The 19,445-nt window shown below is 34.7% G+C and carries 12 protein-coding genes; 11 read left to right on the plus strand and 1 reads right to left on the minus strand.

Annotation, left to right across the window (positions count from 1 at the left end; all coding sequences use genetic code 11):
• Positions 1 to 857: 857 nt before the first annotated feature.
• A complete protein-coding gene (locus OIU80_RS17340; protein ID WP_264288241.1) occupies positions 858 to 1,247 on the minus strand; it encodes an SPOR domain-containing protein in 390 nt (129 codons plus the stop codon).
• Positions 1,248 to 1,467: 220 nt separating this feature from the next.
• On the opposite strand from OIU80_RS17340, the gene OIU80_RS17345 reads away from it, so the two are divergent.
• The 11 genes from OIU80_RS17345 to OIU80_RS17395 all read left to right on the plus strand — a co-directional run.
• Positions 1,468 to 2,793, plus strand: a complete 1,326-nt coding sequence (locus tag OIU80_RS17345) for a c-type cytochrome (RefSeq protein ID WP_264288242.1) — start codon at positions 1,468 to 1,470, stop codon at positions 2,791 to 2,793.
• A 32-nt stretch (positions 2,794 to 2,825) separates the two neighbouring features.
• Entirely contained in the window at positions 2,826 to 5,882 is a 3,057-nt protein-coding gene (locus OIU80_RS17350) for a TAT-variant-translocated molybdopterin oxidoreductase (RefSeq protein ID WP_264288243.1), read from the plus strand.
• A gap of 38 nt (positions 5,883 to 5,920) precedes the next feature.
• Entirely contained in the window at positions 5,921 to 7,321 is a 1,401-nt protein-coding gene (gene nrfD / locus OIU80_RS17355) for an NrfD/PsrC family molybdoenzyme membrane anchor subunit (protein ID WP_195737734.1), read from the plus strand.
• Entirely contained in the window at positions 7,314 to 7,838 is a 525-nt protein-coding gene (locus OIU80_RS17360; protein ID WP_195737733.1) for a DUF3341 domain-containing protein, read from the plus strand. Before nrfD ends, OIU80_RS17360 begins: the two co-directional genes overlap by 8 nt.
• Before the next feature lie 8 nt (positions 7,839 to 7,846).
• Positions 7,847 to 8,392 (plus strand): cytochrome c, encoded by a 546-nt coding sequence (locus OIU80_RS17365; protein ID WP_264288244.1) that lies wholly within the window; start codon positions 7,847 to 7,849, stop codon positions 8,390 to 8,392.
• A gap of 30 nt (positions 8,393 to 8,422) precedes the next feature.
• Positions 8,423 to 9,829, plus strand: coding sequence for a quinol:cytochrome C oxidoreductase (locus OIU80_RS17370; protein ID WP_264288245.1), 1,407 nt, complete (start codon positions 8,423 to 8,425; stop codon positions 9,827 to 9,829).
• Between the two features lie 19 nt (positions 9,830 to 9,848).
• Positions 9,849 to 11,012, plus strand: a complete 1,164-nt coding sequence (locus tag OIU80_RS17375) for a cytochrome c oxidase subunit II (protein WP_264288246.1) — start codon at positions 9,849 to 9,851, stop codon at positions 11,010 to 11,012.
• Positions 11,013 to 11,042: 30 nt separating this feature from the next.
• Positions 11,043 to 12,839 (plus strand): cytochrome c oxidase subunit I, encoded by a 1,797-nt coding sequence (locus OIU80_RS17380; RefSeq protein ID WP_264288247.1) that lies wholly within the window; start codon positions 11,043 to 11,045, stop codon positions 12,837 to 12,839.
• A gap of 72 nt (positions 12,840 to 12,911) precedes the next feature.
• Positions 12,912 to 13,934: a Holliday junction branch migration DNA helicase RuvB gene (gene ruvB, locus OIU80_RS17385; protein ID WP_264288248.1), complete on the plus strand. Its 1,023-nt coding sequence runs from the start codon at positions 12,912 to 12,914 to the stop codon at positions 13,932 to 13,934.
• A 145-nt stretch (positions 13,935 to 14,079) separates the two neighbouring features.
• Positions 14,080 to 15,000, plus strand: a complete 921-nt coding sequence (gene queG, locus OIU80_RS17390) for a tRNA epoxyqueuosine(34) reductase QueG (RefSeq protein WP_404827382.1) — start codon at positions 14,080 to 14,082, stop codon at positions 14,998 to 15,000.
• 578 nt (positions 15,001 to 15,578) lie between these two features.
• Positions 15,579 to 19,445: Ig-like domain-containing protein (locus OIU80_RS17395; protein ID WP_449757801.1), on the plus strand; the 3,867-nt coding region annotated here is incomplete at its 3' end.

Consider the following 19,445-nt stretch of genomic DNA (forward strand, 5'->3'; position numbering starts at 1 on the left):
TTGGCTTGTTAAGACGGGTTTTATTATTGATTAAATATTGTTACTGCTATTTCTCTCTATGGAGCTTTTTTTGTTTTGTATATTATTTTGAAATATGTAAAAGCGGTACAATTGTATCTTTTTTTTTTTGTAAATGTTACGAGTTACATATTTTTAATTTTTGTAGGTTATGGTATCTTTGGTATTGATGTTATTGTGAAATAATGGTTAAGTTTTGTTGGTTTGAGTTTGATGATTCTCTCCTTTTTATGCTTTTTCTTGATTGAATTTTGTGAGTTTTTTTTAAATTTTAGATGTGTGCGAATAGATGTTCTTTTTACTATTTTGAATTTGTTGTGGATGAAATGATATTTTACTCAGGATTTAAGATGTATTATGCGGTTCTTGATATTGTAATGATTAGTTTTTGATGTGTTTTTAGATGATCTTATCACTGGAATATAGTTAATTGTTTTGTTGTTTTAATAGAAGTATTAGGATAAGGAATCTTGTATACGGAGTGATAAGTTGTTATTAGATGAAAATAATTAATTGTGAATTTAAGATGTTGTTAGGGTGTTTTTTTAAATTAAATATTGTTTTTCCTGTGTTTGTTAATTGGCTATTTTGTTCTTGTAATAAGTATGAAAATTTGACTGTCAGATCTGTTGGAATTTGGAATTGAAATGAGTTTTAATTGTTTTTTCGAGACGTTTACTTTTAGTTTTTTTATAAAACACGCTTAGATTTCGGTTTTAATTTAGAAATAAAACGAAGTGATTAAGTTGTTTTAAGAATTTTGTGATAAAACAAAAAAAGCCATTCATTTGAATGGCTTTTTTTGTTTGTAATTGTATGTTTTTTTAAATTGGTGTTTTTTATTTGCTTGGTTTGATGAGGAATACATTTTTATATCTTCTTTTTATCTCAACTAAGTTTTTTTCGGCTTCAATTCTGCTTTTAAAATTACCAACCATCACTTTGTAATTTGGTGTGTTGAAAATTATGGTACCATCTATGTTTTTGAACTCTTGTTTAAAGTCGATAAGTGTTTTTTTTGCTTCGTCACTCTTGCCACTAAAAATTTGGATTTTGTAACTGTCATTAACGCTAATTGACGCGTTAATTTTACGTTTTTCGTTTAATAATTGTTCGAATTTAGGGTCTTGATTTACTGTAATGTTTTGATCTTGCGCATTAATGTTACATGCTGAAATTAGTAGTAATAATGTGTAAAGTGCTTTTTTTCTAGGAGTTAAAATTCTCATAATGTGATGGTTTTTATGCAAAAATAGTATTTAATATATAAATGGATATTAGAAAAATTATTTAGAATTGATATAAATTGGTATTTAAGGCTGTTTTAAGGTTTTGAGAATAGTTCTTAAATTGTATTTTTGTGCAAGTTTTAAAAGAAGGTATTCTATTTCGTGTAATTTATATACAGAAAAAACCGTACCAAATTTTAGTAGATAATCATTATACAATATGGAAAAGGTGGGTAACCATAATTCGATCTCAAGGAAATTATTTTTAAGCTTAGGGCTAACGTTAATTTTCTCGCTAACTTCATTTGCACAAGATGCTGCTGCTCCAGCAGCGCCTGAAGCTGCTCCAGTAGCAACTCAGGGAGGTGATCCGGTAAAGGGTAAAGAACTTTTTAATGCAAATTGTGCTGCATGTCATAAACTAGATGGGAAATCGACAGGTCCCGAATTAAGAGGCGTGTCGGAAAAACATGATAAAGCTTGGCTTTACAAGTGGATTCACAATAGTTCTGACTTAATCAAGTCAGGTGATCCTGTTGCTGTAAAACTTTTTGCAGATCACAACAAGGCGGTCATGACTTCATTTCCTCAATTATCAACAGGAGATATAGATAATATTATCGCATATACTTCTGAACCTAAAGCTACGGCTCCGGCTCCAACAGCTACTGCTGCTGTACCAGGAACAGGAGGAGAAAGCGGGGCTATCTCTAATAACATTATCTTAGGAGCTCTTGCTCTTGTGATGGGTATGTTAGTAGTGATGTTATACTTGGTAAATAACGTATTGAGAAAAGTTGCGAAAGCAAATGGAATCGACGTTACTCCAAAAGAGCCTAGAGTTTCTTTATGGAAAGCATTTGCTAGAAATCAATTCTTGGTTTTAGTTGCTTCTATATTCTTGCTATTGGCAAGTGGTTATTTTGTGTATGCTTATTTAATGCAAGTAGGTGTAGATCAGAATTATGAGCCAATTCAGCCAATACATTATTCTCATAAAATCCACGCAGGAGATAACGAAATCAATTGTAAATATTGTCACTCTGCTTCTCGTGTAAGTAAAACTGCTGGTATTCCATCTTTGAATGTTTGTATGAACTGTCATAAAAATATTTCTGAGGTTGCTGAGACTACTGCTACTCCAGAGTACAGTAAAGCATTCTACGATGAACAAATACAAAAATTATACAATGCTGTTGGATGGGATAAAACAACTCAAACGTATACAGGGAAAACGCAACCAGTAAAATGGGTTCGTATTCATAATTTACCTGATTTTGTGTATTTTAATCACTCACAACACGTTACTGTTGCTGGAATCGAATGCCAAACTTGTCACGGTCCAGTACAAGAGTATGAAATCATGAAGCAATATTCTAAATTAACAATGGGATGGTGTATTGATTGCCATAGAAAAACTGATGTTAAGATGGAAGGAAATGAGTATTATACTAAAATACATGAAGAGCTTTCTAAGAAATACGGTGTAGAGAAATTGACTGCAGCGCAAATGGGAGGTTTAGAGTGTGGTAAATGCCACTATTAATCAAATTATTAAGATTTTAATATTTATATACAATGTCATCAAACAAAAAATACTGGAAAAGTGTTGAAGAGCTAGACGAAAATAGTTCTATTGTTGAGGCGCTTAGAAATAACGAATTTGTTGAAGAAATTCCTACTGATGAATTCTTAGGAAATGCAGGAGCATTAGCTTCGTCTTCTACATCACGTCGTGACTTTTTAAAGTACGTTGGGTTTAGTACTGCGGCAGTTACACTTGCAGCTTGCGAAGGCCCTGTTCACAAATCGATACCTTATGTACTGCAACCAGAACAAATCATACCGGGAGTAGCAGATTATTATGCAACTACTGTTTTTGATGGTTTCGATTTTGCTAATCTTTTAGTAAAAACACGTGAAGGGCGTCCTATTAAAATTGACAATAACACAATTTCAGGAGCGAAATTTTCAGCCAATGCTAGAATTCATGCGTCTATATTATCATTATATGATAGTATGCGTTTGAAAGAACCTAAGTTGGAAGGAAAAAATGCAACTTGGTCTGCTGTTGATTTAAAAATTAAATCTAGTATTGCTGAGGCAAATGCTAAAGGTGGTCAAATCGTATTATTAACAAATACTTTAGCAAGTCCATCGACTGAAAAATTAATAGCTGAGTTTATAGCTAAAAACCCTAATGCAAAACATGTTGTTTATGATGCGGTATCGTCATCATCTGCTTTAGATGCATTTGAAACGGTTTATGGTGAAAGAGCTTTAGTTAATTACGATTTCTCGAAAGCATCACTTATCGTTTCGGTAGGAGCTGACTTTTTAGGAGATTGGCAAGGAGGAGGGTATGACTCTGCTTATGCACAAGGACGTATTCCTAGAAATGGGAAAATGTCTCGTCACTTCCAATTAGAAGCAAACATGACTTTGTCTGGTGCTGCTGCTGATAAGCGTTTACCTATGTCAACTGCAAATCAAAAACAAGCATTAGTACACATATATAATATTGTAACTGGTTCTTCTGTAGCTGTTAATTTAGACAGCCAGTTTAAAGCTGAAGTTACTAAAGCGGCTCAACAATTAAAAGCTGCTGGTTCAAAAGGGGTGTTGGTATCTGGAATCCAAGATAAAAATGCTCAGTTATTAGTTTTAGCTATCAACCAAGTGTTGGCAAGTGAAGCTTTTACTACTTCTGAAACAAGACAAATAAGAAAAGGATCTGACGCTAAAGTTGCTCAATTAATTAATGATATGAAAGCAGGAAGCGTTCATACTTTACTTATGAGTGGTGTTAATCCAGTTTATACATTGGCAGACAGCGAATCTTTTGTTGCTGGATTGAAAAAAGTTCAAACATCAGTCGCTTTTTCTTTAAAAGAAGATGAAACTGCTTTACTTTCTACAGTTGCTGCTCCAGTTCCTCATTATTTAGAGGCTTGGAATGATGTATCTATTACAAAAGGGACTTATGGTCTTACTCAGCCGACTATCCGTCCTATATTTGACACAAAACAATTTCAAGATGTTTTATTATCTCTAACGGGAGCTTCTGGAACTTTTTATGATTATATCAAAGCAAACGCTTCTGGAATAATCGCAGGTTCTAGCTGGAATAAAGTATTACATGATGGTATTTTTGTAGGAAGTTCTACGGCACTATCTGCAGGTTCTGTTGATTATAGTGCTGCTGCAAATGCGGTATCACAATCAAAAGCTTTAGGTGATTTCGAATTAGTATTGTATACTAAAACAGGAATGGGAGATGGACAACAAGCAAACAACCCTTGGTTGCAAGAGTTTCCAGATCCAATCACAAGAGTTTCTTGGGATAACTATTTGACAGTTTCTAATGCGGATGCTAAGTCATTGAACATGACTAATGAGATTGTTGCTAATGGTGGTTTAAACGGAAGTTATGCTACTATTACTACAGCTGATGGAGTTAAGCTTGAAAATGTACCAGTAATTGTTCAACCAGGACAGGCAGTAGGTACTATCGGATTGGCTTTAGGTTACGGGCGTAAGGCAGCTCTAAAAGAAGAAATGATTGTAGGTTTAAATGCTTACTCTTTATATAAAGGTTTTAATGACATTCAATCTGTTAAACTTGCAAAAGCTAGTGGAGAACATGAGTTTGCTTGTGTACAAGGTCAAAAAACATTAATGGGAAGAGGAGATATTATTAAAGAAACCTCTCTTGAAATATTTAATACTAAAGATGCTGAATTTTGGAACGAACAACCAAAAGTATCTTTGGATCACAATGAAGTAGCAGCTACATCTGTCGATTTGTGGGATTCATTTGATCGTTCAACAGGACATCACTTTAATCTTTCTATTGATTTAAATGCTTGTACAGGATGTGGGGCTTGTGTTATAGCTTGTCACGCTGAAAACAATGTGCCAGTAGTAGGTAAGGATGAAGTAAGAAGAAGCCGTGATATGCACTGGTTACGTATTGATAGATACTATTCTTCTGAAAGTACTTTTGCTGGAGATAACGAAAGAAAAGAAAATATTGCGGGATTGTCAAGTTCATTGTCTACATTTAACGAAATGGAAAAAGCTGGAGATAATCCACAAGTTTCTTTCCAGCCGGTAATGTGTCAGCACTGTAATCATGCGCCTTGTGAAACTGTTTGTCCAGTTGCGGCAACTTCACATGGACGTCAAGGACAAAACCAAATGGCTTATAACAGATGTGTTGGTACTCGTTACTGTGCTAATAACTGTCCGTATAAAGTACGTCGTTTTAACTGGTTCTTGTACAACAAAAACAGTGAATTCGATTATCACATGAATGATGATTTAGGTCGTATGGTTTTAAACCCAGACGTTAATGTTCGTTCTCGTGGAGTTATGGAGAAATGTTCTATGTGTATTCAAATGACACAAGCTACAATATTAAAAGCTAAGAATGAAGGTAGATCAGTAGTTGATGGAGAATTCCAAACAGCTTGTTCTAATGCTTGTTCTTCTGGAGCGATGATATTTGGAGATGTAAATGATAAAGAAAGCCAAGTGACTAAATTAGCCGCTGATGACAGAATGTATCATTTATTGGAGCATGTTGGAACAAAACCTAATGTGATTTATCACGTTAAAGTTAGAAATACTTAGTACAAAAAATTATTAATTAAGAAACAATATAAAGGATTATGTCGTCTCACTACGAAGCACCCATTAGAAAACCTTTAGTTATAGGTGATAAATCTTATCACGATGTAACTGTAGATGTAGCTGCACCTGTTGAAGGTAAAGCAAATAAACATTGGTGGATTGTATTTTCAATCGCATTAACAGCATTCCTTTGGGGATTAGGCTGTATAATTTACACCGTATCTACAGGTATCGGAACATGGGGATTAAATAAAACAGTTGGTTGGGCTTGGGATATCACAAACTTTGTTTGGTGGGTAGGTATTGGTCACGCCGGAACTTTGATTTCAGCAGTATTATTACTTTTCCGTCAACGATGGAGAATGGCGATTAACCGTTCTGCCGAAGCAATGACAATTTTCTCTGTTGTACAAGCAGGTTTATTTCCAATTATTCACATGGGACGTCCATGGTTAGCATACTGGGTATTACCTATACCAAACCAATTTGGTTCATTATGGGTAAACTTTAACTCTCCATTACTTTGGGACGTTTTTGCAATCTCTACGTATCTTTCAGTATCATTAGTTTTCTGGTGGACTGGTTTATTACCTGATTTTGCTATGCTACGTGATAGAGCAATAACGCCTTTTAATAAAAGAGTTTATTCTATCTTGAGTTTTGGATGGAGTGGTAGAGCAAAAGACTGGCAGCGTTTTGAAGAAGTATCTTTAGTACTTGCAGGTTTAGCTACTCCACTTGTACTTTCTGTACATACAATTGTATCTATGGACTTTGCTACATCTGTAATTCCAGGATGGCATACAACAATTTTCCCTCCTTACTTCGTTGCAGGAGCGGTTTTCTCAGGATTTGCAATGGTAAATACCTTGTTGATCATCATGAGAAAAGTTTCTAACCTTGAGGCTTATATTACAATCCAACATATCGAATTAATGAACATCGTAATCATGATTACAGGTTCTATCGTAGGGGTTGCTTATATTACTGAGTTATTTGTAGCTTGGTACTCTGGAGTAGAATATGAACAATATGCATTCTTAAATAGAGCTACTGGACCTTACTGGTGGGCATATTGGTCAATGATGACATGTAACGTTTTTTCTCCACAATTCATGTGGTTCAAAAAACTAAGAACAAGTATCATGTTCTCATTTATAATTTCGATTGTTGTAAACATCGGAATGTGGTTTGAAAGATTCGTAATTATTGTTACTTCTTTACATAGAGATTATCTTCCATCTTCTTGGACAATGTTCTCACCAACATTTGTTGATATTGGAATTTTCATCGGAACAATTGGATTCTTCTTCGTATTGTTTTTACTTTACTCTAGAACATTCCCAGTTATTGCTCAGGCAGAGGTGAAAACTATTTTGAAAGGGACAGGAGATAATTACATAAGAGAAAGAGCAAATAAAGATTCACATCATGAGTAATAAAGTAATATACGCCATTTATAATGACGATGATATTTTGATGGATGCTGTAAAGAAAACTAGAGCTGCACATCATCATATTGAAGAGGTATTTACTCCATTTCCGGTACACGGATTGGATAAAGCAATGGGCTTAGCGCCAACAAGATTAGCAATATGTTCTTTCTTATACGGATGTGTTGGTATAACTGTAGCGACTACGATGATGAGTTATATTATGATTCATGACTGGCCTCAGGATATTGGTGGAAAACCAAGTTTCAGTTTCATTCAAAACATGCCAGCATTCGTGCCAATTATGTTTGAAATGACTGTGTTTTTCGCAGCTCACTTAATGGTAATTACTTTTTATATGAGAAGTAGATTATGGCCATTTAAAGAAGCAGAAAACCCGGATGTAAGAACAACAGATGACCATTTCTTAATGGAGGTTGCTGTTAACAATAACGAAGAAGAATTAGTTTCTTTTTTCCAAAACACGGGAGCTGTAGAAGTTAAAGTAATAGAAAAGAATTAATTGTAGCTATGAAAGGTATATATAAAATAACACTTTTAGTTGGTATAACTATTTTAGTTTCATCATGCCACAATATTTCGGCACCAAACTATCAGTACTTCCCTAATATGTATGAGTCTTTAGCGTATGAACCATATGCAGAAGCTAGTGTATTTAAAGGAGGAAAGGAAGCTCAACTTCCTGCAAACGGAACTATAAATAGAGGTTTTGAACCTTATGAATATGAGAATTCTACAGCTGGTTATGAATTGGCAAAAGCTAATTTAAAATCGCCTTTAGATTCTTTAGATAGAAATTCTGAAAAAGGAAAAGAACTTTTTGAGATCTATTGTATGAGTTGTCATGGTGCAACTGGAAATGGAAAAGGTAAATTGGTAGAAAGAGAAAAATTTCTTGGAGTTCCTAGCTATAAAGATAGAGAAATCACTGAAGGAAGTATTTTTCATGTTGAGACTTACGGATTAAATGCAATGGGTTCTCATGCAAATCAATTAAGTACTCACGAACGTTGGTTAGTTGCTGACTATGTTCTAAAACTAAAAAGCCAATTATAATAATTGTTGAACAAACTGATCGTATTAGATATGTATACATTTTCAAGTAAATTAAAAACTTTTTCTTTCATCTTAATGGCTTTAGGTCTTTTGGGTATTGGGTATGGTTTTTTAAATGCACCTAAAGATATTCAAGAAGTTGAAAAAATACTAGCTGCTGAGTCTCATGGAGGTCACGGTGAGGCTACTCATGCTACTGCTGAGTCTGGTCATGGTGCAAAAGCTGAAGCTACTCATGATGCTGCTGAACCAGCTCATGATGCACATGCTGAAGGAAAAAAAGAACACGCTCAAGTTGGTGCTGCAGATGAGCATACAAAACATTTAAATCATGTTTTACACCAATTGCAAAATAAACCATGGTCAGCATTATATGTTGCTTGTATTTTCTTTTTGCTGCTTTCTATGGGAGTTCTTGCGTTTTACGCTATTCAGCAAGTTGCACAAGCAGGATGGTCTCCTGTATTGTTTAGAGTTATGCAGGGTATAACTGCTTACTTGCCTGTAGGTTCTGTAATATTTTTTATTATTCTAGTGCTTTGTGGATTGCACTTTAATCATATGTTTGTTTGGCTAGGAGACGGAGTAACAGATCCTAAAAGCCCAAATTATGATGCAATCATTGCTAATAAAGCAGGATATTTAAATTTCCCTTTTTGGATTATTAGAGCTGCTATATTTTTGATTGGGTGGAATTTATATAACTACTATACAAGACAAAGATGTTTAGCTCAAGACGAAGCTAAAGATGATTTGAACTACAAAAAGAATTTCAAAATGACAGCTGGGTTCTTAGTATTCTTTATCGTTTCTGAGTCTATTATGTCTTGGGATTGGATTATGTCTATTGATCCACACTGGTATAGTACATTGTTTGGATGGTATGTGTTTGCTAGTTTCTTTGTAAGTGGTATCACTACAATAGCATTAGTAACAGTATACTTGAAATCTAAAGGATATTTAGAGCATGTAAATACAAGTCATATTCATGACCTTGCTAAATTTATGTTTGGTATTAGCGTTTTTTGGACTTATTTATGGTTCTCACAATTCATGTTAATTTGGTATGCTAATATACCTGAAGAGGTTACTTATTTTGTAACAAGAATACAACTTTATAATCTTCCTTTCTTTGGAGCGGTTGTTATGAATTTCCTTTTCCCATTATTGATTTTAATCAATACAGATTTCAAGAGAATCAGCTGGGTTATTGTTATGGCTGGAATTGTAATTTTATTAGGACATTATCTTGATTTCTTTAATATGATTATGCCTGGTACAGTAGGTGATAGATGGTTTATTGGTGTTTCAGAAATTGCATCAGTACTTTTCTTCTTAGGATTGTTTATTTTTGTAGTTTTCACTGCATTGACTAAAGCTCCTTTGTTACCAAAAAGAAATCCATTTATAGAAGAAAGTAAACATTTTCATTATTAATATTTAAAGAAATAAACAGATGACAAGTTTGTTGGTAATTATAGTTTTAGTTTTATTAGCTGTAGCATTATGGCAATTGACCAAAATATTTGATCTTACTCAGGTAGGAGCAAATTCGGACGATTCTCAGGTTGCATCTGATAACGATAATAATATTCAAGGATATTTAATGTTCGGTTTTTTAGCTTTCATTTATATATTTACTATATATGGATTGTTAAAATGGGGACCATTAGTATTACATACACCAGCTTCAGAGCATGGTAGTTTGGTAGATAGTCTTATGAATATTACTTGGGTTTTAATTTTCGTAGTTCAATTTATTACTCAAGGTTTACTTTATTATTTTTCTTTTAAATATAAAGGAGATAAGGATAAAAAAGCTTTATATTTTGCAGATAATAATAGATTAGAGGCACTTTGGAGTGTTATCCCAGCAGTAGTGTTGGCAGGATTGATTCTTTATGGATTATATGCTTGGAATAATATTATGTTTGTTGATGAAGATGAAGATACAATCGTTATCGAATTATATGCTCAACAGTTTAAATGGACAGCTAGATATGCTGGACCAGATAATGTTTTAGGAAAAGCTAACGTAAGATTAATTGAAGGTATAAACACTTTAGGGGTTGATATGTCTGATCCATATTCACAAGATGATATTGTGGTTTCAGAATTACACATACCAAAAGGTAAAAAAGTGCATTTCAAAATGCGTTCTCAAGATGTTTTGCACTCAGCTTATATGCCTCACTTTAGAGCGCAAATGAACTGTGTTCCTGGAATGGTTACTGAATTTGCTTTTACGCCAGTTTATACTACTTCTGAATACAGAGAGTTACCTTATATGGTAGAGAAAGTTGCTCATATTAATTCAATACGTTCTAAGAAAAGTGTTGACTTAGTTGCAAAAGGTGAAACAGCTTTAGATCCTTATACTTTTGATTATTTGTTACTTTGTAATAAAATTTGTGGTACATCACACTATAACATGCAAATGAAAATTGTAGTTGATACTCCAGAAGATTATAAAAAATGGTTAAGCGAGAAAGCAACATTAGCTCAGGATATTAAGGCAGCAGTAGCTCCAGCTCCAACAGAAGGTGCAGCAGGAAGTACTGATACTACTAAAGTAGATACTACTGCTAAAGTAGAAGCTCCTAAAGTAGCTATGAAATAATATTTATTAAGAAATTTAAAGTATACATATATGTCAGCAGAAGGTCACGATCACGGACAAGATCACGAACACGAACACCACCATAAAGACACATTCATTACTAAATATATCTTTAGTATTGATCACAAAATGATTGCCAAACAATACCTTATTACAGGTATTATTATGGGGGTAATAGGTATTGCAATGTCCTTGCTTTTTAGAATGCAATTAGCATGGCCTGAAGAGTCTTTTAAAATTTTTAATGTTTTATTAGGAGATAAATTTGCACCAGATGGTGTTATGACTAATGATGTTTATCTTGCATTGGTAACCATTCACGGTACAATCATGGTATTCTTCGTTTTAACAGCCGGTTTAAGTGGTACGTTTAGTAACTTACTGATTCCACTTCAAATTGGAGCTAGAGATATGGCTTCTGGATTCATGAATATGGTATCTTATTGGTTATTTTTCTTATCAGCAGTAATAATGTTAAGTTCTTTATTTGTTGAAGCTGGACCTGCTTCATCAGGATGGACGATTTATCCTCCATTAAGTGCTTTACCTCAAGCGATTCCTGGTTCAGGAACTGGTATGACACTATGGTTGGTTTCTATGGCAATCTTTATTGCATCATCTTTAATGGGATCTTTAAATTATATCGTTACTGTTATTAATTTAAGAACAAAAGGGATGTCTATGACTAGATTACCTTTAACTATATGGACTTTCTTTGTAACAGCTGTTATTGGAGTTATTTCATTCCCAGTATTATTATCAGCAGCATTATTGTTGATTTTTGACAGAAGTTTTGGTACTTCATTTTTCTTGTCAGATATCTATATTGCTGGAGAAGTTTTACATTACCAAGGTGGTTCACCAGTTTTATTCGAACACTTATTTTGGTTCTTAGGACACCCTGAGGTATATATTGTAATCTTACCTGCGATGGGATTAGTTTCTGAAATTATGGCTACGAATTCACGTAAACCAATTTTTGGATACAGAGCGATGATTATGTCTGTTTTAGCAATTGCTTTCCTTTCAACAATCGTTTGGGGTCACCATATGTTCGTTTCAGGAATGAATCCATTTTTAGGATCTGTATTTACATTTACAACATTATTGATTGCAATTCCTTCTGCTGTAAAAGCATTTAACTGGATTACAACTTTATGGAAAGGTAATTTACAATTTAATCCTGCAATGTTGTTTTCTATTGGAATGGTTTCTACTTTCATTACAGGAGGTTTAACAGGAATCATATTAGGAGATAGTACTTTAGATATTAATGTTCACGATACATATTTTGTAATTGCTCACTTTCACTTAGTAATGGGTATCTCTGCACTTTACGGAATGTTTGCTGGTATTTACCACTGGTTCCCTAAAATGTATGGTAGAATGTTAAATAAAAATTTAGGATATATTCACTTTTGGGTAACTGCAGTTTGTGCTTACGGAGTATTTTTCCCAATGCACTTTATAGGATTAGCTGGTTTACCAAGACGTTACTATACTAATACAAGTTTCCCTTTATTTGATGATTTACAAAACGTAAACGTTCTAATTACAGTATTTGCTTTAGTTGGTGGAGCTTTCCAATTAGTGTTCTTGTATAATTTCTTTAGTAGTATTTTCTATGGTAAGAAAGCAGTACAAAATCCATGGAGATCTACAACTTTAGAGTGGACTACACCAGTTGAGCATATTCACGGTAACTGGCCAGGAGAAATTCCTCATGTTTACCGTTGGCCATACGACTATAGTAATCCAAACTATGACGTTGATTTTGTACCTCAAAACGTACCAATGAAAGAAGGAGAAGAAGTTCTTCATCACTAAAAATATTTAAAACCTCTACTTCTTAGTAGAGGTTTTTTTTTGTCTTCCTTTTTCTTTATCTATCTTTGCTCTATGAATGAAAATTTAGATCCAACTACGAACAGCTATAATCCAGAAGAATTTGATCTTGAGAAAAGATTAAGACCACTTTCATTTGATGATTTTGCAGGTCAGGACCAGGTTTTAGAAAATCTGAAAGTCTTTGTAGCAGCAGCCAATCAACGTAATGAAGCATTAGATCATACGCTTTTTCATGGACCTCCGGGGCTAGGAAAAACCACTTTGGCTAATATACTTGCGAATGAGTTAGAGGTTGGAATTAAGATTACTTCAGGACCAGTTTTAGACAAGCCTGGAGATTTGGCAGGATTACTGACTAATCTTGATGAAAGAGATGTTTTGTTCATAGATGAAATCCACCGATTAAGCCCAATCGTTGAAGAGTATTTGTACTCAGCAATGGAAGATTTTAAGATTGATATCATGATAGAATCTGGACCAAATGCGAGAACAGTACAAATTAACTTAAATCCATTTACTTTAATTGGAGCTACTACGCGTTCGGGTTTGCTTACGGCTCCAATGCGAGCTCGTTTTGGTATTTCGTCACGATTACAATATTATACAACTGAACTCTTGACTACTATTGTAGAACGGAGTGCTTCGATATTAAAAATGCCAATTTCTTTAGATGCTGCAATTGAAATTGCAGGACGTAGCCGTGGAACACCTCGTATTGCAAATGCATTATTGCGCCGTGTTCGTGACTTTGCACAGATTAAAGGAAATGGAACTATCGATTTGGCGATTGCACAATATGCATTGAAAGCATTAAACGTTGATGCACATGGTTTGGATGAAATGGATAATAAAATTCTTCTTACCATTATTAGTAAGTTTAAAGGAGGGCCTGTTGGTTTGTCTACCCTTGCAACTGCTGTTTCTGAAAGTAGCGAAACTATCGAAGAAGTATATGAGCCTTTCCTGATTCAAGAAGGGTTTATTATGAGAACTCCACGAGGGCGCGAAGTTACCGATAAAGCATATAAACATTTAGGTAGAATAAACACCAATATTCAAGGCGGATTATTTTAATTTTCAGGAGTTGTCTTTATGAGGTTTTGAAGTAATCTCCTATTCTACTATATTTTTTTCTGATAAATAAAACAGAAAAAGGATATCATTCGTCCCAATAATTATCGGGATAGGGATAAAACTGTTCTATAGATAATTTACATTGATAAAATCAAAAACTACATATTCACAATTTATTAAATCCGAAGCCAAAAGACTTGGGTTCTTGTCTTGTGGAATTTCTAAAGCGGGTTTCTTAGAACAAGAAGCACCTAGATTAGAAAATTGGCTTAATAAAAACCATAATGGCCAAATGGCTTATATGGAAAACCATTTCGACAAGCGGTTAGATCCGACTTTGTTAGTAGATGATGCTAAGAGTGTAGTTTCACTTTTGCTTAACTATTATCCTTCAGAAACTCAAAAAGATGATAGTTTTAAAATATCCAAATATGCATATGGACAAGATTATCATTTTGTTATTAAAGAAAAGCTCAAAGAATTACTTTTTTCTATTCAAGAGCATATAGGTGATGTTTCTGGACGAGTATTTGTAGATTCAGCACCAGTTTTAGATAAAGCTTGGGCTGCTAAAAGCGGTTTAGGCTGGATAGGAAAAAACAGTAATTTGATAACACAAAAAGTAGGCTCTTTTTACTTTATAGCCGAACTTATTTTAGACTTAGATTTAGAATACGATTTCGCTACAACAGATCATTGTGGCTCATGTACTGCGTGTATCGATGCATGCCCAACAGAGGCAATTGTTGCTCCGTATATTGTTGATGGAAGCAAATGTATTTCTTACTTTACGATCGAACTCAAAGAGAATATTCCACAAGAAATGAAAGGAAAGTTTGATGATTGGGCATTCGGTTGTGATACTTGCCAAGATGTTTGTCCTTGGAATCGATTCTCTAAAGCACATTCTGAGCCACTATTTAATCCTAATCCAGATGTAATGGCTATGTCTAAAAAAGAATGGCTAGATATTACCGAAGAAACCTTTCGTGCAGTGTTTAAAAATTCACCTATAAAAAGAACAAAATTTGATGGGCTTAAAAGGAATATTGATTTCTTGAAATAGCTTTTTTCTTGTAGTTTTTTTGTTAATTTTTGTCGATTATGGAATCATAGTTGTTAATAAAATTAATTTTTAAAGAAAAACATCACTAAAAACAAGGTAATTTACTGTTAAAAAAAAATAGGCGCAATTTATATTGCGTCTTTTTTTATTTTATTATTATTTGAAATTTAATTAGTTATGAATTTTTCTATCAGAATTCATTCAATAAAAAGACTTATGTTGTTATAATAAAAATTTATTGTTGCTAAAAAGTTAATTTTTTTATCTATTAAAAATGATTTTGTTCGACAAAAGGAGTATTTCAACGACAAAATAGGTAGTTTGACGAATAATGTAGTTATTATTTTACTGTTTATATACTTTCGCCCCACCAAACTACCTATTCTATAAACTTTAAGACTAATTTGAGTCGAACCGAATCTATATTATGGCGCTTATTTTATTTTATTTTTATAAAATTTCAGAAAATCTTATCCTAAGATTTTCGATTCAACTACCCCTTTTATTTAATTTAAATTTTTCGAATTCTTTTAGTAGGTTTTCGAACTCCTATAGTATTACCCCAAACAGAACTGTCTATGTATAATTGTACTCTTAAAATGCTTAATTTTTTTAAGCACTCATTTTTTATTGTATTTTTTTTATTTTCAACTAGCTTATTTTCACAAATTTGTGGTACGCCTGGGGGCGATGGACCTATTACAGTGTCAAGCTCAGTAAATACGTATTATCCTGTTGATGGCAATATTACGCTGAACGCAGGAGGGCAATCTATAAAGCTGGCAGCAGTACCAAAAATGGATGCTCATAAGAATGATTTTGGCACAACTCCAATTTCTGTTGGGGATTTAATCTTGATCATTCAAATGCAGGATGCTACAATAGATTTCAGAAATAATAATAATTATGGTTCAGGTACTTCAAATAGTGGTCTGGATCTTTTAGGAGGTACTGGATTTACAGCTATTGGAAATACAGGTGTTTTTGAATATGTTATTGCAACAAATAACGTTCTGCTTTCTGGTGGGAATTTGACTTTTAAAGGTACTGGTGTTAATGGTGGTACTTCTAATAGTTATTTTAATGCGGATGCAGAAGGATCAAGAGGTAAGAAGACATTTCAAATAGTTAGGGTGCCTCAATACTCTAATTTAACCTTAACAAAAGATATAACTACACCACCATTTAATGGGATTGCAGGTGGAGTTATTGCTTTTAATGTTTCTGGAAATTTCAATTTTAGTAACTTTAGTATAAACGGAACTGCAAGAGGTTTTAGAGGAGGGTATAGTCCTAAAGCTGATTCAGGTAAAAATAATTCAACTACTTATGTAGGTGATGCTTCAGATCAAACTATTTCTGGTAAAGGAGAAGGAATAGCAGGAACTCCTAGATTTATGTGGGATGGATATAATGAGGTAAATAATGGAGTTGAAGGAATGCCAGGAGGATCTGCCGGAAGAGGAGCTCCTGCTAATGCTGGAGGAGGTGGTAATGATCACAACTCTGGTGGAGGTGGAGGTGGTAACGGTGGTTTAGGTGGTTTAGGTGGTTATGGATGGCAAGGTGCCGGAGGTGTACAATGGTCAACTGGAAATCCGCTTACTGGAGCAGGAAGACCAGGTTTTAAATCTTACCGTACAACCAATCCAGAGCTAACAAGACTTATTATGGGTGGCGGTGGTGGTGCCGGAGATGCTAATAATGCTACAAATGGAGTAAAAGGTGGTGTTGGTGGTGCCATAGTACTTATTAATGCAGGTGCCGTTATAGGGCCGGGTAAGATCGAAGTAAATGGTGGTCCTGGAGCAGCTGGTGCTTTCCAAAGTTCGTCGGATGGCGCAGGAGGTGCAGGTGCAGGAGGAACAGTACTTTTGAATATTTCGGGTGCTACAACAGGAGGGAAAATTACAATTAATGCGAATGGAGGTAATGGAGGACATACTGATAATGATACTAAAAATGAGCACGGACCTGGTGGTGGTGGTGGTGGTGGAATTATTAGACACAACATTGCACCAGCTAATGTTGTTGCTTCTGTAATAGGAGGACTTGCAGGTTTAACAAATGGGACTGGTAGTAATAATCATGGTTCTATGCCAGGAACTTTGGGGTATGTGGCAACTTTTGCCAATAATGAAATGCCTCCAAACTTACAAGTTAATTCAAAATGTTTTCCGATTCTCGATACCAAAGTAATAGCTTTACCTACAGCGTCGGCATGTAATTCGATTGATGAAAAGGTTTCTTATGAGATTCAAATAAAAAATACTGGAGTTGGAAATGCTGCAGGAGTAGTTTTAGACTTCCGTTTTCCAGCAAATATTGGATTTGATTCAGCTACGGCTATATATTCGATTGACGCGTCAGGACCTTCTGGACCTTTAGCTAATACTGCTACGGCAAATAAACCAATATTTGGAGGCTTTAATATAGCTCAAAATGGAGTGGTTACAATAACCTTAATAGGGAAAGTAACAGGATCTATTGTAGCAGGGGCATATAGTTCTAATGCACAAGCTTTATACCTTGATCCAACTCGTACAACGGGTAATGATACTAGAAAAATAACAGCATTTATGGATAACTCTGGCGGAGTCGGAGTCTTTACAAGTTATCAAGGAGCAAATCAGGAAAATGTTCCAGGTTCAAATTTTAATGGAGATAATACAACTGTTGATGATATAAAAATATTAGCGTTACCAGCAGTGCCATCAACTTCTGTTTCATTAGCAACTTGTCAGACACCAACAGGGGCGATAAGAGTTACTAGCCCTGCTAATGGTTCAGGTATAACTTATACATTAAGAGGAACGAATCCAGTAACGGCACCAGAAAGTAATGATACAGGTGTGTTCACAGGATTGGCACCAAATACTTATGTGGTTACTACAACAAATAATGAAGGATGTACTTCACTTCCTACAGCTAATATAGATATTAATGCAGTTTCAGGGGCTCCAATAACTACAGGAGCTTCTGTTTGTCAGGGAGATGCAGCAGGTGCTTCATTGACGGTTACTTCTTCTTCATGTTCACGTAATAATATAGGATGGTATCTTGATGCTATTGGAGGGGTAGCAATATTTACTGGTGCTTCATTCAATCCGTTTACAACTCTTGGTTCAGGTTTAACATCGGCTAGTGGAGCACAAACTAAAACGTATTATGCGGCTTGCCCTGGTGCTTCTAGTTGTCGAACAGCTACTAATTTTGTTATTAATGCAAAGCCAACTATCACAGGAATAACTCCAGGGTCAAGATGTGATGCAGGAACAGTAATTTTGGAGGCAACTGCATCAGCAGGAACAATTAATTGGTATGACGTTGCATCAGGTGGATCATCATTAAAAACAGGAACAAGTTTTACTACGCCAAGTCTGTCTGTATCTAAAGACTATTATGTTGGAGTAACTGATAATGGTTGTCCTTCAGATAGGACATTAGTTAGAGCAACAGTAAATACTTCGCCAACAATTATTTCTACGACTCAAGCTTCTAGATGTGGTGCAGGAGAGGTAATATTAAAGGCTACAGCATCAGCAGGAGCAACTATTAATTGGTATGCAAGTCCAATAAGTGAATCAGTATTAGAAACGGGATCGGAATTTAGAATACCAAATTTATCTACAACAACAACTTATTATGTAGGTGCTACTACGGCTCAAGGATGTAGTACAACATCAAGGATTGCAGTTGCAGCTGTTATAAATACAGCATCTTCTATTGTATTTACCAGTGGTACACAAAATCCTGCAGTTTGCACAGCAACAGCAATTCCAACTACTGTTTATACTTTTGGTGGTAGTGCTACGAATGCTATAGTGACAGACTTACCGGCAGGACTAAGATGGGATGTAGATCCAAATGCAAAAACTGTAACTATTTCAGGAACTCCAACAACAAGTGGTACTTATACAATAACTACTATTGGGCATACAACACCTTGTGTAGAAGCTATCATAAGTGGAACTGTTACGATAAATAAATCGATTCCATTACCAACAGTAAGTGCAGTAACACAGCCAACTTGTTCAACAGCAAAGGGAAGTTTTACAATTGATAATTATAACTCATCATATATCTATACAATATCTCCATCAGCAGGAGCTGTTCAAACTGGTAATACAGTAACAGCACCAGCAGGAAGCTATAAAGTAACAGCTAAATCTGGGACTTGTACTTCAGGAGAATCAGCTATCGCAGTAATCAACGCACAACCAGCAACTCCATTGGCGCCAGAAGCTACAAAGCAAGATTTTTGCTTTGCAAATACTAAAAAAGTAAATGACTTATTGCCTTCTGGGACAAATATAAAATGGTACAATACTTTAACAGGTGGGACTTCATATGTAGGAACAGAATTATTAGTAACGCAAGATTATTACGTTAGCCAAACTACAGGAGGATGTGAGAGTTCAAGAACAAAAGTAGCTGTAATTGTA

The organism is Flavobacterium frigoritolerans (genome assembly GCF_025847275.1).
In the GTDB taxonomy this organism is placed as follows: domain Bacteria; phylum Bacteroidota; class Bacteroidia; order Flavobacteriales; family Flavobacteriaceae; genus Flavobacterium; species Flavobacterium frigoritolerans.

What these genes read in the sequence shown, in the direction of transcription:
- OIU80_RS17350 (WP_264288243.1), top strand. Translation starts at nt 2,826, where the DNA reads ATGTCATCAAACAAAAAATACTGGAAAAGTGTTGAAGAGCTAGACGAA.
- OIU80_RS17360 (WP_195737733.1), top strand. Translation starts at nt 7,314, where the DNA reads ATGAGTAATAAAGTAATATACGCCATTTATAATGACGATGATATTTTG.
- ruvB (WP_264288248.1), top strand. Translation starts at nt 12,912, where the DNA reads ATGAATGAAAATTTAGATCCAACTACGAACAGCTATAATCCAGAAGAA.
- OIU80_RS17345 (WP_264288242.1), top strand. Translation starts at nt 1,468, where the DNA reads ATGGAAAAGGTGGGTAACCATAATTCGATCTCAAGGAAATTATTTTTA.
- OIU80_RS17340 (WP_264288241.1), bottom strand. Translation starts at nt 1,247, where the DNA reads ATGAGAATTTTAACTCCTAGAAAAAAAGCACTTTACACATTATTACTA.
- OIU80_RS17370 (WP_264288245.1), top strand. Translation starts at nt 8,423, where the DNA reads ATGTATACATTTTCAAGTAAATTAAAAACTTTTTCTTTCATCTTAATG.
- OIU80_RS17380 (WP_264288247.1), top strand. Translation starts at nt 11,043, where the DNA reads ATGTCAGCAGAAGGTCACGATCACGGACAAGATCACGAACACGAACAC.
- nrfD (WP_195737734.1), top strand. Translation starts at nt 5,921, where the DNA reads ATGTCGTCTCACTACGAAGCACCCATTAGAAAACCTTTAGTTATAGGT.
- OIU80_RS17365 (WP_264288244.1), top strand. Translation starts at nt 7,847, where the DNA reads ATGAAAGGTATATATAAAATAACACTTTTAGTTGGTATAACTATTTTA.
- OIU80_RS17375 (WP_264288246.1), top strand. Translation starts at nt 9,849, where the DNA reads ATGACAAGTTTGTTGGTAATTATAGTTTTAGTTTTATTAGCTGTAGCA.